This is a genomic window from Streptomyces sp. NPDC050528 (genome assembly GCF_044457795.1).
Lineage (GTDB): Bacteria > Actinomycetota > Actinomycetes > Streptomycetales > Streptomycetaceae > Streptomyces.
Window position 1 is genome coordinate 378,333 of sequence record NZ_JBITHH010000002.1, and the last position, 22,172, is coordinate 400,504.

A 22,172-nucleotide genomic window follows, 5' to 3' on the forward strand; every position below is an offset into this window, starting at 1 on the left:
CGCGGAAAACTCTACCGGGTGATCAGCTGCGGCCGTGTCGCAGTGCGGGGTGTTCGCCCGCCGCCACCAGATCCGACACCGCCGACTTCGGGTCGCGGCCGGTGACCAGGGACTCGCCCACCAGGACCGCGTCGGCGCCTGCGTTGGCGTAGGCGATGAGGTCGTGGGGGCCGCGGACGCCGGACTCGGCGATCTTGACGATGCGGTCGGGGATCTCGGGGGCGACGCGCTCGAAGGTGCCGCGGTCGACCTCGAGGGTCTTGAGGTTGCGGGCGTTGACGCCGATGATCTTCGCGCCGGCGTCGACCGCGCGGTCGACCTCGTCCTCGTCGTGGACCTCGACGATCGGCGTGAGGCCGATCGACTCGGCGCGCTCGATGAGGGACTCCAGGGCGGGCTGGTCCAGGGCCGCGACGATCAGCAGGGCGAGGTCGGCGCCGTAGGCCCGGGCCTCCCAGAGCTGGTACGACGTGACGATGAAGTCCTTGCGCAGGACCGGGATGTCCACCCGCGCGCGGACGGCCTCCAGGTCGGCCAGGGAGCCGCCGAAGCGGCGCTGTTCGGTGAGGACGGAGATGACGGCGGCGCCGCCCGCCTCGTAGTCCGCGGCGAGGCCCGCCGGGTCGGCGATCGCGGCCAGCGCGCCCTTGGAGGGGCTGGAGCGCTTGACCTCGCAGATGACCTTGACGCCGTCGCCGCGCAGGGCCGCGACGCCGTCCTTGGCAGCGGGAGCCTTCGCCGCGCGCTCCTTGAGTTCGTCGAGGCTGACGCGCGCCTGCCGTTCCGCCAGGTCGGCACGGACTCCGTCGATGATCTCGTCGAGCACACTCACGCGAGCGGCCCCCTTCCGGACGGTGGAAAAGCCATGGTCACATCTGACAACGATGGTATCCGGAGGAAGGCGTAGCCCTCGCATCCGGTTGACGCCGGTCCCACTACCTGGACATGTGCCGGTTGATCAAGGATGTAGCCAGCCACCGAACGGCAGGTTCCGGACAACCGTGAAGACCAGCACCAACGCGCCCAGACCCCACAGCTGGACCCGGCCGAGTTCGATCCGCGCGGGCCGGCCGCGCGCCGCACGGACCACCCAGACGGTCCATACGACCGTGAAGGCCAGATAGCCCACCACGGCGATCGCGTTGTCCTGGAGTGCGGCGAGAAAGTCGCCGTGGATGAACTCGTGCGCGCTGCGCAGGCCGCCGCAGCCAGGGCAGTACAGGCCGGTGAAGCGGTACAGGGGGCACACGGGGTAGTGGCCCGGCTGGTTCGGGTCGACCGCGCCGACGTAGGCGAAGGATCCGGCCACGGCCGCGAGGACGGCCGCGGGCACGGCGACGCGGTTCAGCACGGAGGCGGAAGCGGGGGCGGTACCGGGGGCGCGCGGTTTCGGCACGCTCTGGCTGTCGGCGTTCACGTCTCGCATTGTGCCCCCTGGCCCTTTCGTGCGGCACGCGCGCGTGAGGGGCGGTTCCCGGTGCTCCCGGGACCGCCCCTCCACGAAGTGGTGGCTGACAGCCGCGCGGCTCAGCTGTCGGCGTGCGCCGTCTTGCCGAGCAGCTCGGTCAGGTCCTGGGGACGGTCCTTGGGCATGCCCATTCCCATCGCGCTCATGACCCAGCCGACGATGCCACCGACGACCGTGATCCCCATCCCGGCCCAGAAACCGGCCGGCTGCGCCATCACCATGAAGGCGCCGGCGACCAGGAACCCGATGAAGACGATGGTCGTACCGGTCCAGGCGGCCAAAGTGTGACCGTGGCTGTTGCCCGCCATGACGTGCTCCTCGTTGCTGTGTACGTGTGTGAGCAGACGCTCACGCTTCATTGTTCCGCACGCGCGCGTGCGCGCTGCTTCGGGGTGGCCCCGTGTCCGCTCCAGTTCGGCAGCGCCCCGTCAGGGGCGCGGGGCTGTATTTGATTTGCGGCTACCGCCGCGCGGGCGCGACCAGCTCCAACGGCGCCGCAGCCAACCAACGACGGACGCTTCCTAGCCTCTCCAGCGGAGCGCTTACGCCCCGGTGGGGTCCTCACCGCGGTCCAAGGCCTTCCAGATGTCCTCGGGGCGGTCAGGGTCCACCACGGGAGCCCGCCGCGGGCGAGGCGTGCCATTGCGTTCGTACCGGCCCGACATCGCGGGCCAGCGGCGACCGTAGAGGAGGGCGAGGAGACCAGCCAGCAGGATCAGGCCGCCGCCCACCGCAGCAACGTACGGCCAGGCAGTGTGGTCGAAGGCGTGGACGACGGACGAGGTATCGCCGGAGGCCTGCGCCGCCTTGTCGTCCAGCGCGGAGCTGTCCGTCGCACCGAGCAGCGCCGCGGCGACGATGCCCGCGCCGGAGAGCGCGAGAAGGGCGGAGACCGCGAAGCGGCCGGTACGGCGGACCGCGAAGACGGCGACGAGCGCGGCGAGGCCCACTATGGCGAGCGCCGCGGGCACACCCGTGACGTCGCTGCCCTTGGCGGACAGCGGGAACGCGTCGCCGGCCACCGTCGCGGTCCCCATCGACCAGCGCTGACGGGTGGCCAGCAGGGCCACGGCCGCGCCGAGCGCACCGCTCAGCAGGGCCACGGCGAGGCTGCGGCGGCCGGCGCGCGCGGGGCCTTCGCCTTCGGAACGGGGGTGAGGAACAGCAGCAGTCACGTAGTCCACTATCGCTCGAACCCCGGGCGAACCGTCACCCGGGGTTCATATGACCCTCGTCCTATTGCCCGAGTCGGTTCGCCGTGTGCACGGCGCGGAGGACCGCCGCCGCCTTGTTGCGGCACTCCTGGTCCTCCAGCTCGGGGTCCGAGTCGGCGACGATGCCGGCGCCCGCCTGGACGTAGGCGGTGCCGTCGCGGAGGAGGGCCGTACGGATGGCGATGGCGGTGTCGGAGTCGCCCGCGAAGTCGAGGTAGCCGACGCAGCCGCCGTACAACCCCCTTCTGGAGGGCTCCAGTTCGTCGATGATCTGCATCGCGCGGGGCTTGGGCGCGCCGGAGAGGGTGCCGGCCGGGAAGCAGGCCGTGAGAACGTCGAAGGCGGTGCGGCCGGGGGCCACGCGGCCGGTCACCGTCGAGACGATGTGCATCACGTGGGAGTACCGCTCGACGGACATGAAGTCGACGACCTCGACCGAGCCGGGCTCGCAGACGCGTCCCAAATCGTTACGCCCGAGGTCGACCAGCATGAGGTGTTCGGCACGTTCCTTGGGGTCGGCGAGGAGTTCGTCGGCGAGGGCCTGGTCCTCCTGCGGGGTCGCACCGCGGTGCCGGGTGCCGGCGATGGGGTGGACCATCGCGCGGCCGTCCTCGACCTTGACGAGGGCCTCGGGGGAGGAGCCGACCACGTCGAAGCCGTCGAAGCGGAACAGGTACATGTACGGCGACGGGTTGGTCGCCCGCAGCACCCTGTAGACGTCCAACGCGCTTGCCGTGCACGGGGTTTCGAAGCGCTGCGAGGGGACGACCTGGAAGGCCTCGCCCGCGCGGATGCGCTCCTTGATGTCCTCGACGGCCACCTTGAAGTCGGGGCCGCCCCACAGCGCGGTGTACTCGGGGAGCTCGGAGGGCGGGAGCTGGGCGGGCGGCTGGGCAACCGCGCGGGAGAGATCCGCCTCCATGGCGTCCAGGCGGGCGATCGCGTCCGAGTACGCCTCGTCGACTCCGGTGTCGAGGTCGTTGTGGTTGATCGCGTTGGCGATCAACAGGACCGAGCCCTCCCAGTGGTCCATCACGGCGAGGTCGCTGGTGAGGAGCATGGTCAGCTCGGGAAGCTTGAGGTCGTCCCGCTCCCCCGGGCCGATCTTCTCCAGGCGGCGGACGATGTCGTAGCCGAGATAGCCGACCATGCCGCCGGTGAAGGGCGGCAGGCCCTCCTGGTGGGGGGTGTGCAGGGTCTCGATGGTGGCGCGCAGGGCGGCGAGCGGGTCGCCGTCCACCGGGACGCCGACGGGCGGGGTGCCGAGCCAGTGGGCCTGCCCGTCGCGGGATGTCAGGGTGGCTGCGCTGCGCACGCCCACGAACGAATAGCGGGACCAGGAGCGGCCGTTCTCCGCGGACTCCAGGAGGAAGGTGCCGGGGCGCTCCGCGGCCAGTTTGCGGTAGAGCGCGACCGGGGTGTCGCCGTCGGCGAGGAGCTTGCGGGTGACCGGGATGACGCGACGGTCGGTGGCCAGCTTGCGGAACGTCTCAAGGTCCATGGCGGCTGACCCTACTGATCCGAGGCGGGGGTGCCGGAATCAGCACCTTCTTTAAGAAGGCCTGTGTTGAAGCCTTCTTCGAGGTCTTCTTTGAGCAGCACGTCCGCGTCGAAGCAGGTGCGGGCGCCGGTGTGGCAGGCGGCGCCGATCTGGTCGACCTTCACGAGGACCGTGTCGGCGTCGCAGTCCAGGGCGACCGACTTGACGTGCTGGAAGTGGCCGGAGGTGTCGCCCTTCACCCAGTACTCCCGGCGGCTGCGGGACCAGTACGTGCAGCGGCCCGTCGTCAGGGTGCGGTGCAGCGCCTCATCGTCCATCCAGCCGAGCATGAGCACCTCACCGGTGTCGTACTGCTGGGCGATCGCGGGGACGAGCCCGTCGGCGCTGCGCTTGAGGCGGGCGGCGATATCGGGATCGAGGCTGCTGGGTGAGGGCGTGCTGGTCATGGGGCCATTGTGCCGCGCCCCACTGACAGTCCCGGCCGGGCGTCCACTGTGCGGACCGGGGTGGCGGTCGTAGGCTGACGGTATGTCGACCTTCGCCAAGCGTGAACGACTTCTTCTCGCCGACCTCCTGGAGACCGCGGGCCCGGACGCCCCGACTCTCTGCGAGGGGTGGCGGACCCGGGACCTCGCCGCGCACGTGGTGGTGCGCGAGCGCCGCGCGGATGCCGCCGGCGGCATCATGATCAAGCAGCTCGCGCCGCGACTGGAGCGGGTGATGACGGAGTTCGCGGCGAAGCCGTACGAGGAGCTGATCCAGCTCATCCGTACCGGCCCGCCGCGTTTCTCGCCGTTCCAGCTCAAGCAGCTCGACGAGGCGTCCAACACGGTCGAGTTCTACGTCCACACGGAGGACGTACGGCGGGCGCAGGATGACTGGACGCCGCGCGAGCTGGACCCGGTGTTCCAGGACGCCCTGTGGTCCCGTCTGGAGCGCATGGCCCGGCTGATGGGCCGCTCCGCGCCGACCGGGCTGGTGCTGCGCCGCCCCGACGGTCAGACGGCGGTCGCCCACAAGGGGGCGCCGGTCGTGACGGTGACCGGTGAGCCCTCGGAGCTGCTGCTGTTCGCCCACGGGCGGCAGAGCGTGGCCAAGGTGGAACTGGACGGCGACGAGAACGCGATCGCCAAGCTCCAGGAGGCCAAGCAGCTGGGGATCTGAGCCCGCGGTCTCAGGGCGGGTCAACAGGCCGGATCAGCCGGGCAGTTCGGCCCGCCGCAGGTCGCGGACGCACAGCGCGATGACCCCGCCCAGACCGCAGACCACCGCACTGCCGACGAACACCGGGCCCGTGCCCCACGCCCCGATCGCCGCCGCCGACAACGGCATGCTGAGCGGTGCGAAGCCGAGGCTGGCCAGGCTGGACACGGCGGTGACGCGGCCCAGGTAGGCGGGGTCGGAGTGGGTCTGCAGCAGGGCCCCGCACATCGCGCCGCTGAGACCGGCGAGCAGCCCGATGAGCAGGGCGATGCCTACCGCCGCGAGGACAGTCGGGACGTAGGCCAAGGCGCCTATCGCGACGGACCCGGCGATGATCGACCAACCGGCGACCTGCCCGGCGTGCGGCAGCCGGCCCCGCACGGTCAGCAGCAGGGCCGCGGCCCCGGCACCCGTGCCGAAGCCGGAGAGCACCCACCCCATGCCGGAGGCGCCCCAGCCGCGTTCGTCGGCGAGCAGCGTCAGTCCCACGTTGAGCGGGCCGACGAAGCCGAGGTCGCCCAACGCGATGGCCAGCATCAGCGGGGCGAGGACACGGTGGGCCCGGATGTAGCGCAGGCCGGCCTGGAGGTCGCCGAAGGCGGTTGTCGGGTGGGTGGGGGCCGTGGCGCCGACCGCTTCGGGGTCGGCGGCGCTGACGACAACTGCGCCGGGCGCGGTGCCACGACCGGCCGCGCCATCACCAGCAGTGGTGGTGCCGCCGCTCGCGTCGGCCTTGCCGTCGACGGCCAGTTCCCGCATCCGTACGGAAATCAGCAACGGTACCGAAACCGCGATCAGCAGCCCGGCGAGCCCGAACGCCGCCGCCGCACCGCCGACCGCGACACCGAGGCCGCCGAGCGGACCGCCGACGACGTTGGCGAAGCGGATCGCCAGCCCCCGCATGCCCTGCACGCGCGCGAGTTGGTCACGGCTCGTCACGCGCGCGGGGAGGGCGCCCACCGCCGGCATGAACACGGCGTCCACCGTCCCGAACACCACGGCGAGCAGCGCCAGCGGCCACAGTCCCGGGCTCGTCAGGAACAGCAGCGCCGCCACCGCCAGCACGGCCGCGCAGCGCACCGTGTCACTCCCGATGACCACCCTGCGCGGCCCGAACCGGTCGGCGATCACTCCCCCGCCCAGCATCAACAGGGCACGCGGTACGGCACTCACCGCCATCACGGCACCGGCCTGCGCGGGCGAGCCGTGCTGAACGGCCGCCCAGGACAGCGCGATGTAGTACACGTTGTCGCCGACCATGGACGCCGTGTACGCACCGAGCCAGCGCAGGACGTTCGGGTCGCGGTGCGCGGGTCTGTCGGTGGCTGTGGCGTGAGCTATGAGCTTGGTGGGCACGGGAGTTCGTCCTCTCCGGGGCTCAGGCGCGGAACGGGAAGCCGTACAGGTGGATCGCGACGTTCTCCCGGCCCTGGATGTCGCCCGCCTGCTCGGCGGCCCGTCCCCTGGCCTGGTACTTCTTGATCACGGCGTCCAACTCGCTCTGGAGCTCGGCGAGTTCGGGCGCGTTGAGCCGTGGGAGGTACTCGGCGTCGAAGCCCGCCGAGCGCCACTCGTCGCTCCAGGACTCGGACTCGTCGAGGTGGCGCCGGTAGAGGTCGACACGCTGCTCCAGCAGCGACCGCACGAGCGCCCCCTGGGCGGCGAGCTTCTCGGGGGCGTCCTTCACGTCCTCGTGCCGCACGCTCAGGCTCTCGGCGGCGGTCCGCCACCAGCGCTCCCGGCCGTCACCGCTCTGCTGCTCGGCCTCCTCGATCAGCCCGTGCTCCGCGAGCTTGCGCAGGTGGTAGCTGACCAGCGAGACGGCCTCGTCGACCTGGTCGGCGAGCTGCGACGCGGTCGCCGTACGGGCCACGTACAGCGCCCGGTACAGCTTGAGGCGCAGCGGGTGCGCGAACGCCTTGAGCGTCCCGAGATCGGTGATGGCGCGGGTGTCGTCCGAGGTCATGCACCCAACGTTAGATGCGAAAGGAAAGTTGCGCAATCTTTCTTGCGCAACTTTCCTTTCGCATCTGCCCACAAGTAAGCCCCGACCGCCAGGCGGCCGGGGCTTACAACACCGCTCAGAGGATCACCGAACTGGATGTCCGGCTTCCCTCAGCGCCTGCTTCACTTCCCCGATCCGCAGATCCCCGAAGTGGAAGACCGAAGCCGCCAGCACCGCATCCGCCCCCGCCGCCACCGCCGGCGGAAAGTCCGCGAGCTTGCCCGCTCCCCCGGAGGCGATGACCGGCACGGTCACGTGCTTGCGGACCGCCGCGATCATCTCCAGGTCGTAGCCGTCCTTCGTACCGTCCGCGTCCATCGAGTTGAGCAGGATCTCCCCCGCCCCCAACTCGGCCGCCCGGTGCGCCCATTCGACGGCGTCGATGCCGGTGCCCTTGCGGCCGCCGTGGGTCGTGACCTCGAAGGAACCCGACTCCGTACGGCGCGCGTCCACCGACAGCACCAGCACCTGCCGCCCGAACCGCTCCGCGATCTCCCGGATCAGCTCAGGCCGCGTGATCGCCGCCGTGTTGACGCCGACCTTGTCCGCGCCCGCCCGCAGCAGCTTGTCCACGTCCTCGGCCGTGCGGACGCCGCCGCCGACCGTGAGCGGGATGAAGACCTGCTCGGCGGTGCGGCGGACCACGTCGTACGTCGTCTCGCGGTTGCCGGAGGACGCGGTGATGTCCAGGAAGGTCAACTCGTCGGCGCCCTCGGCGTCGTAGACCTTGGCCATCTCGACGGGGTCGCCCGCGTCGCGCAGGTTCTGGAAGTTGACGCCCTTGACGACCCGGCCGTTGTCCACGTCCAGGCAGGGGATGACTCGTACGGCCAGGGTCATGCGGACCCCCCGGCTTCCCCGCCGGAGCGGTACGCCTCCACCTCGACCTCGACGACCAGGCTCGGGTCGACGAAGCCGGACACGATGATCATCGAGGCGGCGGGGCGGATCGCGTCGAAGAGTTCCTTGTGTGCGCGGCCCACGTCCTCGACGTCCCGGGCGTGGGTGATGTACATGCGGGTGCGCACCACGTCGGCGGGGCCCAGACCCAGTTGCTCCAGCGCCGAGAACGCGACGTTGAACGCGTTGACCGTCTGCTCGTAGGGACCGCCGCCGGCGATCTCGCCGTCCACTATCGACGTGCACCCGGAGACCAGCACCAGGCCGTTGGGCAGCTCCACCGCGCGGGAGTAGCCGAAGGCGTCCTCCCAGGGCGCGCCGGTCGACATGCGTCGTAGCTCGGTCACCGGGCCACCGCCTCCAAGGCCTCTTCCAGGGTGAACGCCTTCGCGTACAGGGCCTTCCCGACAATGGAGCCCTCGACACCGAGGGGTACCAGCTCGGAGATGGCGCGGAGGTCGTCCAGGGAGGACACGCCGCCGGAGGCCACGACCGGGCGGTCGGTGGCCGCGCAGACGTTGCGCAGCAGCTCCAGGTTGGGGCCCTGGAGGGTGCCGTCCTTGGCGATGTCGGTGACCACGTAGCGGGCGCAGCCCTCGGAGTTGAGGCGGTCCAGCGTCTCGTAGAGGTCGCCGCCGTCGCGGGTCCAGCCGCGTCCGCGCAGGGTCGTGCCGCGTACGTCGAGGCCGACCGCGATCTTGTCGCCGTGCTCGGCGATGACCTTGGCGACCCACTCCGGGGTCTCCAGCGCGGCGGTGCCGAGGTTCACCCGGGTGCAGCCGGTGGCGAGGGCGGCGGCGAGGGTGTCGTCGTCGCGGATGCCGCCGGACAGCTCGACCTTGATGTCCATGGCGCCGGCGACCTCGGCGATGAGCTTGCGGTTGTCGCCGGTGCCGAACGCGGCGTCCAGGTCGACGAGGTGCAGCCACTCGGCGCCGGAGCTCTGCCAGGCGAGGGCGGCCTCCAGGGGGGAGCCGTAGGAGGTCTCGGTCCCGGACTCGCCGTGGACGAGGCGGACGGCCTGGCCGTCGCGGACGTCGACGGCGGGGAGGAGTTCGAGCTTCGAAGGCATCAGAGGGTTCCGATCCAATTGTTCAGCAGCTGCGCTCCGGCGTCGCCGGACTTCTCGGGGTGGAACTGCGTGGCCCACAGGGCGCCGTTCTCCACGGCGGCCACGAAGGGCTTGCCGTGCGTCGACCAGGTCACCAGGGGGGCGCGCATCGCCGGGTTCACGACTTCGAGGGACCAGTCGTGGACGGCGTAGGAGTGCACGAAGTAGAAGCGCGCGTCCGCGTCGAGGCCCGCGAAGAGCTGGGAGCCCGCAGGGGTGTCAACGGTGTTCCAGCCCATGTGGGGCACGATCTCGGCCTGGAGGGGCTCGACCGAACCGGGCCACTCGTCCAGGCCCTCGGTCTCGACGCCGTGCTCGATGCCGCGCGCGAACAGGATCTGCATGCCGACGCAGATGCCCATCACCGGGCGCCCGCCGGCCAGCCGGCGCCCGACGATCCAGTCGCCGCGCGCCTCCTTCAGGCCCTGCATGCAGGCGGCGAAGGCGCCGACGCCGGGCACCAGCAGGCCGTCCGCGTTCATGGCCTTGTCGTAGTCACGCGTTATCTCGACCTCGGCACCCGTGCGCGCGAGGGCGCGCTCGGCGGAACGGACGTTCCCGAAGCCGTAGTCGAAGACGACGACCTTCTTGGACGCGTTCTTCGTTGCGCTCAATTCCACACCGCCAACCGCATGACCCCCGCGACCAGACACATCCCCGCGCCGATGGAGACCAGCACGATGAGGCTCGCCGGCATCTTCTGCTTGACGAAGGAGTAGACCCCGCCGAGGAGGAAGAGTCCAACGACGATCAGGAGGCTGGAGAGGCCGGTCACAGCGCGCCCTTCGTGGAGGGGAGGATGCCGGCCGCGCGCGGGTCGCGCTCGGAGGCGTAGCGCAGGGCGCGGGCGAGGGCCTTGAACTGGCACTCCACGATGTGGTGCGCGTTGCGCCCGTACGGCACGTGCACGTGCAGCGCGATCTGGGCCTGGGCGACGAAGGACTCCAGGATGTGCCGGGTCATCGTGGTGTCGTACTCGCCGATCATCGGCGCCATGTTCTCGGGCTCGGTGTGCACGAGGTAGGGGCGGCCGGACAGGTCGACGGTGACCTGGGCGAGGGACTCGTCCAGCGGAACCGTGCAGTTGCCGAACCGATAGATCCCCACCTTGTCGCCGAGCGCCTGCTTGAAGGCGGCGCCGAGGGCGAGGGCGGTGTCCTCGATGGTGTGGTGCGAGTCGATGTGCAGATCGCCCTCGGTCTTCACGGTGAGGTCGAACAGACCGTGCCGGCCGAGCTGGTCGAGCATGTGGTCGTAGAAGCCGACCCCTGTCGACACGTCGACCTTGCCGTGCCCGTCGAGATCGATCTCGACGAGGACCGAGGTCTCCTTGGTCGTCCGCTCAACCCGTCCTACGCGGTTCATGTGCTCTGCTCCTTCATCAACTCACGGACCGCGTCGAGGAACGCGTCGTTCTCTTCGGGGGTTCCGGCGGAGACCCGCAGCCACCCCGGGATGCCGTTGTCCCGGACCAGGACGCCCTGGTCGAGGATCTTCTGCCAGGCGGTGTGCGAGTCCGCGAACCGCCCGAACTGCACGAAGTTCGCGTCGGACTCGACGACTTCACACCCGAGGGCCTTCAACTCGCCCACCAGCCGGTCCCGTTCACTCTTCAGCTGCTCCACATACCCGAGCAGCGTGTCGGTGTGCTCCAGCGCGGCCAGCGCGGTCGCCTGGGTGACGGCCGACAAGTGGTAAGGCAGGCGTACGAGTTGGACGGCGTCGACGACCGCCGGGTGCGCGGCGAGATAGCCGAGGCGGAGCCCGGCCGCCCCGAACGCCTTCGACATGGTCCGCGAGACGACGAGATTCGGCCGACCTTCGAGCAGCGGCAGCAGCGAATCCCCGTGGCTGAACTCGATGTACGCCTCGTCGACGATCACCATCGACGGCTTGGCGGCCTGCGCGGCCTCGTACAGCGCGAGCACCGTCTCGGGCGGAACCGCGTTGCCCGTGGGGTTGTTGGGGGTCGTGACGAACACGACGTCGGGCTTGTTCTCCGCGATCCACCGCTCGGCGGCGGCGAGGTCGATCGTGAAGTCCGCATTGCGCGGCCCGGAGATCCAACCGGTGCCCGTGCCGCGCGCGATGAGCGCGTGCATCGAGTACGACGGCTCAAAGCCGATCGCGGTACGGCCGGGCCCGCCGAAGGTCTGGAGCAGTTGCTGGATGACCTCGTTGGAGCCGTTGGCCGCCCACACGTTCTCGACGCCGACCCGGTAACTCCCGGTCTTCGTCAGGTAGTTGGCCAGCCCGGTGCGCAGCTCCACGGCGTCGCGGTCGGGGTAGCGGTTGAGGTCACGGGCGGCTTCACGCACCCGCTCGGCGATCCGCTCGACCAGCGCCTCGGGCAGCGGGTAGGGGTTCTCGTTGGTGTTCAGCCGTACGGGGACGTCCAACTGGGGCGCGCCGTACGGGGACTTGCCGCGCAGCTCGTCCCGTACGGGAAGATCGTCGATTCCGAAGCTCACTTGCCGGGCACCTTCCAACCGAACCTTGCCTTGACCGCCGCACCGTGCGCGGGCAGATCCTCCGCCTCCGCCAGCGTCACCACGTGATGCGCTACGTCGGCCAGCGCGTCCTTCGTGTAGTCGACGATGTGGATGCCGCGCAGGAACGACTGCACGGACAGGCCCGAGGAGTGGCAGGCGCAACCCCCGGTCGGCAGCACGTGGTTGGAGCCGGCCGCGTAGTCGCCCAGCGACACGGGCGCCCACGGTCCGACGAAGATCGCGCCGGCGTTCCGCACCCGGTCGGCGACCGCAGCGGCGTCGGCGGTCTGGATCTCCAGGTGCTCGGCGCCGTACGCGTCGACGACCCGCAGGCCCTCGTCGATGCCGTCGACGAGGACGATCGCGGACTGCCGGCCGGCCAGCGCCGGGGCGATCCGGTCCTCGATGTGCTTGGTGGCCGCGACCTGCGGTTCGAGTTCCTTCTCGACGGCGTCCGCGAGCGTCACGGAGTCCGTGACGAGGACGGCGGCGGCGAGCGGGTCGTGCTCGGCCTGGCTGATCAGGTCGGCGGCGACGTGCACCGGGTCGGCGGTGTCGTCGGCGAGGACCGCGATCTCGGTGGGGCCTGCCTCGGTGTCGATGCCGATCTTGCCGGTGAAGTAGCGCTTGGCGGCGGCGACCCAGATGTTGCCGGGGCCGGTGACCATGTTGGCCGGGGCGCAGGACTCGGTGCCGTGGGCGAACATCGCGACGGCCTGGGCGCCGCCGACGGCGTAGACCTCGTCGACGCCGAGCAGGGCGCACGCGGCGAGGATCGTCGGGTGCGGCAGGCCGCCGAAGTCCGCCTGCGGCGGGGAGGCGAGCGCGACGGAGCCGACTCCGGCTTCCTGGGCCGGGACGACGTTCATGATCACGGACGAGGGGTAGACCGACCGACCGCCGGGCGCGTACAGCCCCACCCGGTCGACCGGCACCCACTTCTCGGTGACCGTGCCACCCGGTACGACCTGCGTGGTGTGGGTCGTACGGCGCTGCTCGCGGTGGACGAGCCGGGCGCGCCGGATGGACTCCTCCAGGGCCGCGCGCACCTCCGGGTCGAGCTGCTCCAGCGCGTCGCTGAGCGCCTGGACCGGGACCCGCACCTGCTCAAGCCGCACGCCGTCGAACTTCTCGGCGAAGTCGATCAGCGCCGCGTCGCCCCGATGATGCACGGCCTCGCAGATCGGCCGCACCTTCTCCAGGGCGGCCGAGACGTCGAAGTCGGCTCGGGGCAGCAGGTCGCGCAGGGCGGGCCCTTCGGGGAGGGCGTCACCGCGCAGATCGATTCGGGAGATCACGGGGCCAATTCTCTCAGACTGAGATCGGGCACCGTTCGCGCGTATCAATGGCTGATACAGAACGTGGCCGGAACCCGGAAGATCCCCTTCACGTCTAGTGTTCCGGGGGTTACTCAGCGGGCATGAACTGCTGTGCGAAACCCGTGAGTAGCCGAGAGGGATGAAAGAGCAGTGACCGAGGGTGTCGGCATCCGCGCGGGGGATGTGCCGGACGATGCGACCGCCGCCGAGGCCGGTATGTGGCAGGCCTTCCGCAATGGCAGCGTGTACGACCTGAGCAGCGGCGACAGTGTCGTCGACGATCCGCACGGCGGACATCCGTGGGGCCCGGAGCGGACCGTGCGGGCACGGTTCGTGTGCTGGCTGCTCCTCGACGGACCGCCCGCGCTGTCGGGCCGGGTGGCGTCCCTGAAACTCACCGGCGTGCAGATCAGCGGCGTGCTGGACCTGGCGGGCGGCACCGTCACGCCGTACGTCGAGCTGAAGGGCTGCCGTTTCGAGCGGGAGGTGCTGCTGCCGGAGGCCCGCTTCCAGACCGTACGGCTGGTGGACTGCTCGGTGCCCCGGCTGGAGGCGGCGCGGGTGCACACGGAGGGTGACCTCCATCTGCCGCGCTGCCGCTTCCACAACGGGGTGCGGCTGACCGACGCGCACATCGGCACCGATCTGCTGCTGAACCAGGCGATCGTCTACCGGGACCGCACCGGACGTTCGATCGCCGCCGACGGCATGACCGTGGGCCAGGACCTTCAGGCCGAACTCCTGGAATCGCACGGGGAGTTGAGCCTGCGCAGCGCCAAGGTGGGCGTCTCGCTGAGCCTGCGCGGGGCCCGGCTGGCGAATCCGTACAGCCGACTCGCCCTGAACGCACCCCAGTTGACCGTGGGCCGCACCCTGTACCTGACCCCGGCCGGTGTCGGCGGCCCCTGGCTGAGCGGCACAACTCCCGCGCGCGGGACGCGTATTCAGCGTTTCTCGTGCCAGGGCGGGGTGCGGCTGGACGACGGGCGGTTCGGGGACGCGGTGGACCTGGAGCGGGCCCGGTTCACGTTCACGGACGACCAGGAGCTGTCGCTGTTGCGGATCCAGGCGCCCGAGTTGCGCTTCCTCGGGGAGCGGCCGCGGCGCGGCAAGGTGGTGCTGTCGGGAGCGCGGGTCGTCAACCTGATCGACCAGGCGGGGAGTTGGCCGGGTCCGGGCAACCTGCACATGGGCGGCTTCGTGTACGAGAACCTCGTACCGCAGGGCCCGTTCCCGCTGGACACCCGCCTCGACTGGGTGGCGGCGGCGACCGCCGAGTACAACCCGGAGCCGTACGAGCGGCTCGCGACCGTGCTGCGGAACGCCGGTGAGGACGTGGACGCGCGGGAGGTGCTGCTGGCCAAGCAGCGGCGGCGCCGGGAGAGCCTGCCGCTCGCGGCCAAGGTGTGGGGGGTCGTGCAGGACTGGACGGTCGCCTACGGGTACCGGCCGGGCCGGGCGGCCGTATGGATGGCGGTGCTGTGGGCGGCGAGTTCGCTGGCCTTCGCGCACGCCGACCACGCGCCGGTGAACGGGAACGGGCATCCGCCGTGGAGCCCAGCCCTGTTCGCGCTGGACCTGCTGCTGCCGGTGATCGACCTGGGGCAGGTGGGCCAGTGGCAGCTGCACGGCGGCTGGCAGTGGCTGTCGGTGGCGCTGATCCTGCTGGGGTGGATCCTGGCGACGACGGTGGCGGCGGGCGCCACACGGCTGCTCAGGCGCGGTTAGGGACCCTCCTCGGAGCCCGCGCGCACAGCACTCGAACAGGTGAGCAACAGTCACCTTTTGCCTGGGCTTGACCAGAGTGCGTACAACTTTCAGCCGGGTACTAAATCGCTCTGGCGCACGCCGATCCACGGTCTTTCAATGGTCGACACCATGGCTCTGCTGCGCGCGTTCATCCGTACCGCCCGGATGGCAAGGAACACCTCGCGGCTCGCCGCCGGGCTGCCGGCCGACGACGAGGTCCTCCTCGACGCGCCCGACGACCGGCTCGGCCCCGCGCTGGTCGCGGCCGGACGCGGCGAGTACGGCCCCGCGTCCGAGCTGCTGGCCGCCACGCGCGCGGCCGCCGAGTGGGAGGACCGCGACCGCCACACGCGCCGGCTCGCCGCGTTCGCCCGCTGCCGCCCCGAGTGGCTGGACGACTGGTGCGCGGCCGCCCCGCGGAACCCGGACGCGCTCCTCCTCACGGCACAGCTGGCGATGGACCGCGGCTGGGAGTCACCGGCCCGCGCCGAGCTGCTGCGCGAGCTGAGCCCGCTGATCACGGCGGCGGCCGAGGCCGAGCCGCGCGACCCGGTGCCGTGGCGCATCGCCCTGGACCGGGCGCGGGGCACGAACGCCGGGCACGCCGAGTTCGAACGGCTGTGGGGCGAGGCGGTCCGCCGCTCCCCGCACCACTACGGCTGCCATGTGGCCGCCCTGCAGTACCTGTCGGCGGCCTGCCGCACACAGTCGGGGAACGCGCCCCACACCGCCCGCTGCTCCCACCGCGCGTGCTTCGACTTCGCCGAGCCGGCCGCGCAGGACGCCCTGCCCGGCTCGCTCGTCCAGGCGCTGCCGGTCCGCGCGGCCTTCGCCTGCCTGACCGACGGCTGCGGCACCACGGTGCCCCGGGCCCGCCTGGACGCGGCGGCCGACCTGGCGATCACCCTCTCGGCGACGTACGCGGCGGCCGACCCATGGCCGGCCGAGGTCCGCAACCTCCTCACGTACGTCCTCATCCGCCTGGAACGCTGGCCGGACGCGCTGGACCAGCTCCGCCTGATCGGCCCGTACGCCACGTCGTTCCCCTGGGACCGGATCTCCGACGACCCGCTCGGCCAGTTCCTGGAAATACGCGACGGTGTACGCATCGCGGTGGCCTCGGATCTCCCCCTCGGAGGCCCGGTTCCCCCCGTTCTGCGGGCGATTCCGACGCAGCCGTGGGCCTTCGAGGACGCACCCGGGTATCCACGGAGTGAGCACGGCGGACGTGCGCGCTCCGGCGACCATTAGGCTTTTGCGCCGTGACCACCGTCCGGCTGCCGCTCTTCCCCCTGAACTCGGTTCTGTTCCCGGGGCTCGTGCTTCCTCTGAACATTTTCGAGGAGCGCTATCGCGCCATGATGCGCGAACTGCTCAAGACCCCTGAGGAGGATTCGCGCCGATTCGCCGTCGTGGCCATCCGCGACGGCCACGAGGTGGCATCGACCGCCCCGGGCATGCCCGACCAGACGGCCGTGCCCGAACGCGGCCCCACGGCCGGCTTCGGCCCCGACCCGCTCAAGGCCTTCCACTCGGTGGGCTGCATCGCCGACGCGGCGACGATCCGCGAGCGCGCCGACGGCACCTTCGAGGTCCTGGCGACGGGCACGACCCGTATGCGCCTGCTCTCCGTGGACGCCTCGGGCCCGTTCCTGACGGCCGAGCTGGAGGAGCTGCCCGAGGAGAAGGGCGACGAGGCAGGCGCGCTGGCTGAAGGAGTGCTACGCGCGTTCCGCCAATACCAAAAACGCCTGGCGGGCGCCCGCGAACGCACTCTATCGACCGGCGAAGCCGAACTCCCCGACGAACCAGCAGTGGTCTCGTACCTGGTGGCGGCGGCAATGATGCTCGACACGGGCACAAAACAACGCCTCCTCCAAGCCCCCGACACCGCCTCCCGCCTGCGCGACGAACTGAAACTCCTTCGCTCCGAGACGGCCATCATCCGTAACCTGCCGTCCCTACCGGCATCGGAGTTGACCCGAGGCCCGACAAGCCTGAACTGACGCGGGAGTTCCCTGATGGCCAAGAAGCAGAAACAGCAACAGTCGGGCGGCACCCCGGCCACGGTCGCCCTGACGACCGCGGGGGTGCCGTACGAACTCCACGCCTACGACCACGACCCCTCCCACCCGTCCTACGGCGAGGAGGCGGCCGAGGCGATGGGAGTCTCCCCGGACCGAGTCTTCAAAACCTTGCTGGCAGACGTGGACGGCACTTTGACGGTCGCGGTCGTCCCGGTGTCGGGCCAACTGGACCTGAAGGCCCTCGCGTCAGCGGTGGGCGGCAAACGCGCCACGATGGCCGACCCCACCCTCGCCGAACGCACCACGGGCTACGTCCGAGGCGGCATCTCCCCCCTCGGCCAACGCAAAAAACTCCGCACGGTCCTGGACGCCTCGGCCACCACCCACCCCACGATCTGCATCTCGGCCGGCCGCCGCGGCCTGGAGGTCGAACTCTCCCCCAAGGACCTCACCAGCCTCACGGAAGCGGTACTGGCCCCCATCGGCCGTGCCTGACCCCTCGACGCCGCCTCGGTCCTCGGTTAAGAGGAAGAGACATGTCGAAGAAAACGCGGAAACGAAAGTGGCGCATCAGAAAACACAGGGCAAACCACGGGCGGAGGCCGGCGTAGGCGTTTCCGACGCCCGTCTGGGGTCTCTGGGGGCGGGCGTGACCTCTGAACGCGGGCCGGCAATATGCAGCCCGTCCGGCACCTGAGAACAAGGCTCCGCCATCCCGAACCCCCACCCGCTGGGGGGTAGTGCTCGAAGTGCCGACACCTCTCCAGCGCAGGCCGACACCATCAGCCCGTCTGGCGTTCGAGGACGAGGCTGCGCCATCCCGAACCCTCACCCACCCGCTGGGGGCGATGCCCGAAGTGACGGCACCTCTTCAGCACAGGCCGACACCATCAGCCCGTCCGGCGTTCGAGGACGAGCCCCCGCCATCCCGAACCCCCGCCCACCCACTGGGGGCGATGCCCGAAGTGACGGCACCTCTTCAGCAGAGGCCCGTAATTTCAGCCCGTCCGGCGCTTGAGGACGAGGCCGTTCAGGCCGATGGGGGTCCGGGGGCGCAGCCCCCGGGCGGGGTGGAAGGGGCAGCAGCCCCTGGGGATGGGACGGGTAGGGGCGGCGGGGGCGAGGAAACCTAGGACAGAGGAGCCCCGTACCCATCCGTGGGCCCAACCCCCTGCTGCACATACGCCGGCTCAGGATCCCGAGGCCCGAACAACGCCGTAAGCCCCAGATGAACGACCAGCGCGGCCACCGGCCAGGCCAGCAACGCCCCCTTCGCCCCCAACTTCAGCGGCGCGGAGAACGTAACCCCCTTACCCACAGCCTTGGCATGCGCGAGCACATCCTTGGTGGGCCCGAACCACATCCCCAGCCGCCAGGCGATGAACGCGGCGAGCAACCCACCCAGGGTCATTGCGGCGACGAGCGGCACTCCACCACGCCGCCGCAACAAAAACACGACAAGCGCGCTGACGACCCCAAAAGCGACGGCAAGCAGAGTGAACGTTCCATCCACCCCCACGGCCTGCTCTCCTTCGGAGTCCTTGAGGTAGACGACCCAGCTCTTGTCGACCACGTCCCCGACGAGCGGAACATGCGGCGCCAGCCACCACCACAACACCCCGAGCAACACCCCACCGACCGCCGAGGCAACCGTGACGACCACGGCCTCGATCAGCTCGGTCTTGATCCCGGGCCCGTCCGCCCCGTAGGACGCTTCCTGCGGGGCGTACACGGGATACCCGGCACCCGAGTCACGCAGGGCGTCCGAGGCACCCGGGGAATTCGGGTCACCCGGCGGCTGCCACGCATCGTGCGGGGACTGGTCACGCGGCGGCGGAGGCGGAGTCAGCGGTGCGGTCACAATGCCATCGTGCCAGGCCCGGCTGTGCGGCGCGTCACCGGACGGCAGCCCGACGGTACGCCCAGGCGGCGACGGCGAGCGAAACGACCCCGACCCCGGCACATACGGCGAGGTCACCGAGGACGAGCGCCCAGTCCGGATGCGCCCCGAACGTTTGCGCGAACGCCTCCACGCCGTACGTCGAGGGCACCAGATCCCGCAGGAACCGCACCGCGTCCGGCATCCGATCAGCAGGCAGCACGCCCAACAGCAAAGCCGCGGACATCCCCAACTGCCCGAGCAGCGTGGCGAGTTCGGGCCGAGGCGCGAGCAATCCCAGCGCCGCCCCGAGCCCGGCGAGCGCGGCCCCCGCGAGCGGAATCACCGCCGCCAGGATCCAGATGTTCCCCATCGGCAGCCCGAACAGCACGCACCCGAAGACGGCGGTGAGCGCGGTCCCCGGCACGGTGAAGGAGGCGTACGCCCCCGCCGCGCCCAGCACCACGGCCGCGGGCGGCACCGGCAGGGTGGCGTAGTGGTCGAGCCCGCCGCTGCCGCGCAGCTGCCCGAAGTACTGGGCGAGGAGGTTGAGCCCGACGTAGGCGACGACGAGCACGGACGAGCCGGCGACGACGAACTGGGCGTCGTGGCTGCCGCCGTCGACGACCCCGCGCATCATGATCAGGATGCCGACGGACTGGAAGGTCGCCACGAACAGCAGCGGAATCCGCGCGACCCGCGCCCGGGACAGCTGGGCCCGGTACACGGCGGCCATGGAGGGCCACAGCCTGGCCTTCGGCCCCAGCTCGGCCGCGCCCGAGGCGGTGGCCTCCGGCACGGCCAGGGGACCACTCGGCAGAACATCGGCGGATACGACACTCACGTCGCGCTGCTCCTCTCGACGCCGGAAGTCGTCCTGTCCGCTACGGATACAACGACATTCGCCCTGTCCCATACGGATACGACGGCTCGTGCACTCATGCCTTCACCAGCCCCTGCGCGTTCCCGCCCAGCGTCAGATACACATCCTCCAGGCTGGGCGTGGCCAGGGTGAAGTCGTCCAGGGCCGCGAACGCCGCCCCGCCGGTCACCGTGGCGACCGCGACCCGGGCCTCCTCGGGGGCCAGCCGCAGCGTCCAGCGGCGGCCGGACTCGACGGCCCGGTCCCGCAGCGCGGCGACCTCCGGGACGTCCAGCGGCGGCTTCTCCCGCCACACCAGCTCGACCCGCACCTCGCCCGCGACCTGTTCCTTGAGCCCGGCGGGGGTGTCGCAGGCGATGACCTTGCCCTGGTCGAGGACGGCGACCCGGTCGAGGACGGTCTCGGCCTCGATGACGTTGTGGGTGACGAGCAGCACGGTGGACCCGCGCTCGGCCCGGCGCCGGTCGACGGCGGACCACACGGCCCTGCGCGCGACCGGATCCATCCCGGTGGTCGGCTCGTCGAGCACCAGCAGCGGCCGCTCCCCGACCAGCGCGGCGGCCACACACGCCAGCCGCCGCTGCCCACCGGACAGCTTCTTCAGCGGCCGCCCGGCGATGGCCGTAAGCCCCAACTCGTCGAGTACGGCGTCCCGTTCGGCCCGTGCGTCACGCAGGTCCAGGCCGCGCAGCCGGGCGGTGGTCTCGGCGGCGAGCGACACGGTGAGTTCGTCGAGGGCGGAGGACTCCTGGCCGAGGTAGGCGAGGATCCGCGCGGCCCGCTCGGGGTGGCGGACGATGTCGTGGCCGAGGATCTCGACGCTGCCGGCGTCGGGCCGCATGAGCCCGGTCAGCTGGCGTACGAGGGTGGACTTGCCGGCGCCGTTCGGCCCGAGCAGTCCGAAGATCTCGCCCCGGCGGATGTCGAGGGTCACGTCGTCGGTGGCCCGCACCTCGGGGGTGCCCGGCGCACCGCGCCGGCCGCGCACCGGCGGATAGGTCTTGCTGAGCCCGCGCACCGCGCACACGACATCATCACCGTGTCGAAGTGCCACTCCCGCGCGCGTACTCACGTGACGAGACTACGGGGTCCGGGAGCCCCGCCCGCTCGCGGGTCGGTCGAGAACGGCACATTCGTCGGTAAAGCCGTCCCGCCGGCACGCGGCCCGGCCGGCTGCGATCACTCCCCGGCGGGCGCGTGCTCCGCGGCCGTCCGTACGTCGATCTCGCGCCAGAACCCGGCCCGGATCGCGTACCGGTCGTGCTCGTCGATCTGGTCGTCCTTGTGCGCGAGGAGGCCGAACCGGGCGGCGTAGCGCAGCAGTTCGCCGTCGATGCGGTGCGGGACGCGGGGGTACATCCCGGACAGTTTCTGCAGGTGGCTGCCGTGGTCGCCGAGGCGGCCCATCCAGCGGCGGGCGAAGACCTGGCCCACTTCGTAGGGGTCGCCGCCGACCGTGGTGATGTCCTCCTCGCGGTCGGCCCAGCGCTGCTCGGCGGTGGTCAGCTGGGCCAGCGTCGGCATTGAGGCGACCTCGGGCGGCTCGGCGGCGCCACCCGGCCGGTCGACCCACCCTTTGTCGGAGGACCAGCGCAGGGTCGCGCTCGCGGGCTGCTGTGCGGGCGCGGCGGCACCCGGGGCCTTCAGGCTCGCCAGGTCCTTGGGGGTGGGCACGCCCTTGGGCGCGGGCACCCGCTCCTGCGTGCCGTTCTCCGAACCGGCCTCCGCCGTCGCGTGCTCGCCCTCCTCGACGGGCCGCTCGCGCGCGGCCGGCGCGGACTCGGGCAGCGGCGCGGACAGGATCGCGGCGATCTCCGGCCGCGGCACGGGCGGCGGCGCGCACACGCCACCGAGATCCTTGGCCCGTACGGCCTTGGTGATCCAGGCCCGGTCCAGCACCCGCCGCTCGTCGGCCTCGGCGACCAGGTCCTCGGACTGGTTGTAGTCCCCGTCCGCGGCCTGCACGGCCCACAGGTGTACGGCGACGCCGTGCTCCTTGGCGGCCATCATGCCCGGCAGCAGATCGCCGTCGCCGGTGACGAGGACGACGTCGGAGCAGGCGCGGTTGCGGGCCAGCTCGGTCAGCTCGGCGTGCATGGCGGCGTCGACGCCCTTCTGCGCCCAGCGTCCGTCGCTGCGGGTCAGGGCGCCGAGGCGGACGGTGACACGGGGCATCACACGCAGCCTGCGGTGCTCGGGCTGGGGGACGCGGTCGGGGGCGCCGTCGAACCAGTAGATGCGCAGCAGGGGTCGTTCGGTGTCGGACTCGGCGCGCTCGCGCAGGCCCTGGATGAGGGCGGCGTGATCGACGGTGATCCTGGAACGCGAGGGCTCTCCGGCGAGGAGACTTGCTGCGGCCCCCAGCAGATACCCGGCGTCCACCAGGACGATGCAGCGGTCCACGCGACTCACCCTCTTCCC

At 71.2% G+C, this 22,172-nt stretch carries 25 protein-coding genes; 5 read left to right on the forward strand and 20 right to left on the reverse strand.

Features of this window, described 5'->3' with window-relative positions; genetic code table 11:
- Nucleotides 1-22: 22 nt before the first annotated feature.
- The 6 genes from trpC to hisI all read right to left on the reverse strand — a co-directional run bounded on the left by trpC (nucleotide 23) and on the right by hisI (nucleotide 4,629).
- Nucleotides 23-832, reverse strand: a complete 810-nt coding sequence (trpC, locus tag ACIBK4_RS09070; RefSeq protein WP_366432303.1) for an indole-3-glycerol phosphate synthase TrpC — start codon at nucleotides 830-832, stop codon at nucleotides 23-25.
- Between the two features lie 126 nt (nucleotides 833-958).
- Nucleotides 959-1,426 (reverse strand): DUF2752 domain-containing protein, encoded by a 468-nt coding sequence (locus tag ACIBK4_RS09075; protein WP_366432304.1) that lies wholly within the window; start codon nucleotides 1,424-1,426, stop codon nucleotides 959-961.
- 101 nt (nucleotides 1,427-1,527) lie between these two features.
- Nucleotides 1,528-1,776 carry an HGxxPAAW family protein gene (locus tag ACIBK4_RS09080; protein ID WP_318015744.1) on the reverse strand — a complete coding sequence of 83 codons (249 nt, stop codon included), beginning with the start codon at nucleotides 1,774-1,776 and terminating at the stop codon, nucleotides 1,528-1,530.
- Between the two features lie 234 nt (nucleotides 1,777-2,010).
- Nucleotides 2,011-2,652 carry a TIGR02234 family membrane protein gene (locus ACIBK4_RS09085; RefSeq protein WP_366432305.1) on the reverse strand — a complete coding sequence of 214 codons (642 nt, stop codon included), beginning with the start codon at nucleotides 2,650-2,652 and terminating at the stop codon, nucleotides 2,011-2,013.
- Between the two features lie 52 nt (nucleotides 2,653-2,704).
- Nucleotides 2,705-4,183, reverse strand: coding sequence for an anthranilate synthase component I (locus tag ACIBK4_RS09090; protein ID WP_398993601.1), 1,479 nt, complete (start codon nucleotides 4,181-4,183; stop codon nucleotides 2,705-2,707).
- An 11-nt stretch (nucleotides 4,184-4,194) separates the two neighbouring features.
- Complete coding sequence (gene hisI / locus ACIBK4_RS09095; RefSeq protein WP_398993604.1) at nucleotides 4,195-4,629, reverse strand: phosphoribosyl-AMP cyclohydrolase; 435 nt, start codon at nucleotides 4,627-4,629, stop codon at nucleotides 4,195-4,197.
- Nucleotides 4,630-4,711: 82 nt separating this feature from the next.
- Between hisI and ACIBK4_RS09100 the strand changes: the two genes are divergently transcribed.
- Nucleotides 4,712-5,347 (forward strand): TIGR03085 family metal-binding protein, encoded by a 636-nt coding sequence (locus ACIBK4_RS09100; RefSeq protein ID WP_398993606.1) that lies wholly within the window; start codon nucleotides 4,712-4,714, stop codon nucleotides 5,345-5,347.
- A gap of 33 nt (nucleotides 5,348-5,380) precedes the next feature.
- On the opposite strand, the gene ACIBK4_RS09105 is transcribed toward ACIBK4_RS09100, so the two are convergent.
- From ACIBK4_RS09105 to hisD, 10 genes are all read right to left on the reverse strand, one after another.
- Nucleotides 5,381-6,742 carry an MFS transporter gene (locus ACIBK4_RS09105; RefSeq protein ID WP_398993608.1) on the reverse strand — a complete coding sequence of 454 codons (1,362 nt, stop codon included), beginning with the start codon at nucleotides 6,740-6,742 and terminating at the stop codon, nucleotides 5,381-5,383.
- Nucleotides 6,743-6,764: 22 nt separating this feature from the next.
- Nucleotides 6,765-7,352: an ArsR/SmtB family transcription factor gene (locus tag ACIBK4_RS09110; protein WP_398993610.1), complete on the reverse strand. Its 588-nt coding sequence runs from the start codon at nucleotides 7,350-7,352 to the stop codon at nucleotides 6,765-6,767.
- A gap of 123 nt (nucleotides 7,353-7,475) precedes the next feature.
- Entirely contained in the window at nucleotides 7,476-8,231 is a 756-nt protein-coding gene (hisF, locus tag ACIBK4_RS09115; RefSeq protein WP_365307692.1) for an imidazole glycerol phosphate synthase subunit HisF, read from the reverse strand.
- Nucleotides 8,228-8,638: a RidA family protein gene (locus ACIBK4_RS09120; protein ID WP_398993612.1), complete on the reverse strand. Its 411-nt coding sequence runs from the start codon at nucleotides 8,636-8,638 to the stop codon at nucleotides 8,228-8,230. Before ACIBK4_RS09120 ends, hisF begins: the two co-directional genes overlap by 4 nt.
- Nucleotides 8,635-9,363 carry a bifunctional 1-(5-phosphoribosyl)-5-((5-phosphoribosylamino)methylideneamino)imidazole-4-carboxamide isomerase/phosphoribosylanthranilate isomerase PriA gene (priA, locus tag ACIBK4_RS09125; protein WP_328683917.1) on the reverse strand — a complete coding sequence of 243 codons (729 nt, stop codon included), beginning with the start codon at nucleotides 9,361-9,363 and terminating at the stop codon, nucleotides 8,635-8,637. Before priA ends, ACIBK4_RS09120 begins: the two co-directional genes overlap by 4 nt.
- Complete coding sequence (gene hisH, locus ACIBK4_RS09130) at nucleotides 9,363-10,022, reverse strand: imidazole glycerol phosphate synthase subunit HisH (RefSeq protein WP_366432313.1); 660 nt, start codon at nucleotides 10,020-10,022, stop codon at nucleotides 9,363-9,365. Before hisH ends, priA begins: the two co-directional genes overlap by 1 nt.
- The gene (locus ACIBK4_RS09135) at nucleotides 10,013-10,177 is read right to left on the reverse strand and encodes a hypothetical protein (protein ID WP_366432314.1); all 165 of its coding nucleotides are present in this window, start codon (nucleotides 10,175-10,177) and stop codon (nucleotides 10,013-10,015) included. Before ACIBK4_RS09135 ends, hisH begins: the two co-directional genes overlap by 10 nt.
- Entirely contained in the window at nucleotides 10,174-10,767 is a 594-nt protein-coding gene (hisB, locus tag ACIBK4_RS09140; RefSeq protein ID WP_043675308.1) for an imidazoleglycerol-phosphate dehydratase HisB, read from the reverse strand. The genes ACIBK4_RS09135 and hisB overlap by 4 nt, the downstream gene beginning before the upstream one ends.
- Nucleotides 10,764-11,873, reverse strand: coding sequence for a histidinol-phosphate transaminase (locus ACIBK4_RS09145; protein WP_398993616.1), 1,110 nt, complete (start codon nucleotides 11,871-11,873; stop codon nucleotides 10,764-10,766). The genes hisB and ACIBK4_RS09145 overlap by 4 nt, the downstream gene beginning before the upstream one ends.
- Nucleotides 11,870-13,192, reverse strand: coding sequence for a histidinol dehydrogenase (hisD, locus tag ACIBK4_RS09150; RefSeq protein WP_398993618.1), 1,323 nt, complete (start codon nucleotides 13,190-13,192; stop codon nucleotides 11,870-11,872). Before hisD ends, ACIBK4_RS09145 begins: the two co-directional genes overlap by 4 nt.
- A 171-nt stretch (nucleotides 13,193-13,363) precedes the next feature.
- Between hisD and ACIBK4_RS09155 the strand changes: the two genes are divergently transcribed.
- From ACIBK4_RS09155 to ybaK, 4 genes are all read left to right on the forward strand, one after another.
- Complete coding sequence (locus ACIBK4_RS09155) at nucleotides 13,364-14,941, forward strand: oxidoreductase (protein WP_398993620.1); 1,578 nt, start codon at nucleotides 13,364-13,366, stop codon at nucleotides 14,939-14,941.
- Nucleotides 14,942-15,079: 138 nt separating this feature from the next.
- A complete protein-coding gene (locus ACIBK4_RS09160) occupies nucleotides 15,080-16,213 on the forward strand; it encodes a hypothetical protein (RefSeq protein WP_398993622.1) in 1,134 nt (377 codons plus the stop codon).
- An 11-nt stretch (nucleotides 16,214-16,224) separates the two neighbouring features.
- Entirely contained in the window at nucleotides 16,225-16,968 is a 744-nt protein-coding gene (locus ACIBK4_RS09165) for an LON peptidase substrate-binding domain-containing protein (protein ID WP_398993624.1), read from the forward strand.
- Nucleotides 16,969-16,983: 15 nt separating this feature from the next.
- Nucleotides 16,984-17,484, forward strand: a complete 501-nt coding sequence (gene ybaK / locus ACIBK4_RS09170) for a Cys-tRNA(Pro) deacylase (RefSeq protein ID WP_398993626.1) — start codon at nucleotides 16,984-16,986, stop codon at nucleotides 17,482-17,484.
- A 634-nt stretch (nucleotides 17,485-18,118) separates the two neighbouring features.
- Here ybaK and ACIBK4_RS09175 read toward each other — a convergent pair.
- The 4 genes from ACIBK4_RS09175 to ACIBK4_RS09190 all read right to left on the reverse strand — a co-directional run bounded on the left by ACIBK4_RS09175 (nucleotide 18,119) and on the right by ACIBK4_RS09190 (nucleotide 22,154).
- Nucleotides 18,119-18,850: a DUF2567 domain-containing protein gene (locus ACIBK4_RS09175; RefSeq protein WP_398993628.1), complete on the reverse strand. Its 732-nt coding sequence runs from the start codon at nucleotides 18,848-18,850 to the stop codon at nucleotides 18,119-18,121.
- Between the two features lie 34 nt (nucleotides 18,851-18,884).
- Complete coding sequence (locus ACIBK4_RS09180) at nucleotides 18,885-19,712, reverse strand: ABC transporter permease (protein WP_328683907.1); 828 nt, start codon at nucleotides 19,710-19,712, stop codon at nucleotides 18,885-18,887.
- A gap of 94 nt (nucleotides 19,713-19,806) precedes the next feature.
- Entirely contained in the window at nucleotides 19,807-20,778 is a 972-nt protein-coding gene (locus tag ACIBK4_RS09185; RefSeq protein WP_398994386.1) for an ABC transporter ATP-binding protein, read from the reverse strand.
- 152 nt (nucleotides 20,779-20,930) lie between these two features.
- Nucleotides 20,931-22,154 (reverse strand): NYN domain-containing protein, encoded by a 1,224-nt coding sequence (locus ACIBK4_RS09190; protein WP_398993630.1) that lies wholly within the window; start codon nucleotides 22,152-22,154, stop codon nucleotides 20,931-20,933.
- Nucleotides 22,155-22,172 lie beyond the last annotated feature (18 nt).

Bases quoted from the DNA above. Each gene is read 5' to 3' on its own strand.
- ACIBK4_RS09075 (WP_366432304.1), bottom strand. From the start codon at position 1,426: ATGCGAGACGTGAACGCCGACAGCCAGAGCGTGCCGAAACCGCGCGCC.
- ACIBK4_RS09080 (WP_318015744.1), bottom strand. From the start codon at position 1,776: ATGGCGGGCAACAGCCACGGTCACACTTTGGCCGCCTGGACCGGTACG.
- ACIBK4_RS09090 (WP_398993601.1), bottom strand. From the start codon at position 4,183: ATGGACCTTGAGACGTTCCGCAAGCTGGCCACCGACCGTCGCGTCATC.
- hisI (WP_398993604.1), bottom strand. From the start codon at position 4,629: ATGACCAGCACGCCCTCACCCAGCAGCCTCGATCCCGATATCGCCGCC.
- ACIBK4_RS09100 (WP_398993606.1), top strand. From the start codon at position 4,712: ATGTCGACCTTCGCCAAGCGTGAACGACTTCTTCTCGCCGACCTCCTG.
- ACIBK4_RS09110 (WP_398993610.1), bottom strand. From the start codon at position 7,352: ATGACCTCGGACGACACCCGCGCCATCACCGATCTCGGGACGCTCAAG.
- hisF (WP_365307692.1), bottom strand. From the start codon at position 8,231: ATGACCCTGGCCGTACGAGTCATCCCCTGCCTGGACGTGGACAACGGC.
- priA (WP_328683917.1), bottom strand. From the start codon at position 9,363: ATGCCTTCGAAGCTCGAACTCCTCCCCGCCGTCGACGTCCGCGACGGC.
- hisB (WP_043675308.1), bottom strand. From the start codon at position 10,767: ATGAACCGCGTAGGACGGGTTGAGCGGACGACCAAGGAGACCTCGGTC.
- ACIBK4_RS09160 (WP_398993622.1), top strand. From the start codon at position 15,080: ATGGTCGACACCATGGCTCTGCTGCGCGCGTTCATCCGTACCGCCCGG.
- ybaK (WP_398993626.1), top strand. From the start codon at position 16,984: ATGGCCAAGAAGCAGAAACAGCAACAGTCGGGCGGCACCCCGGCCACG.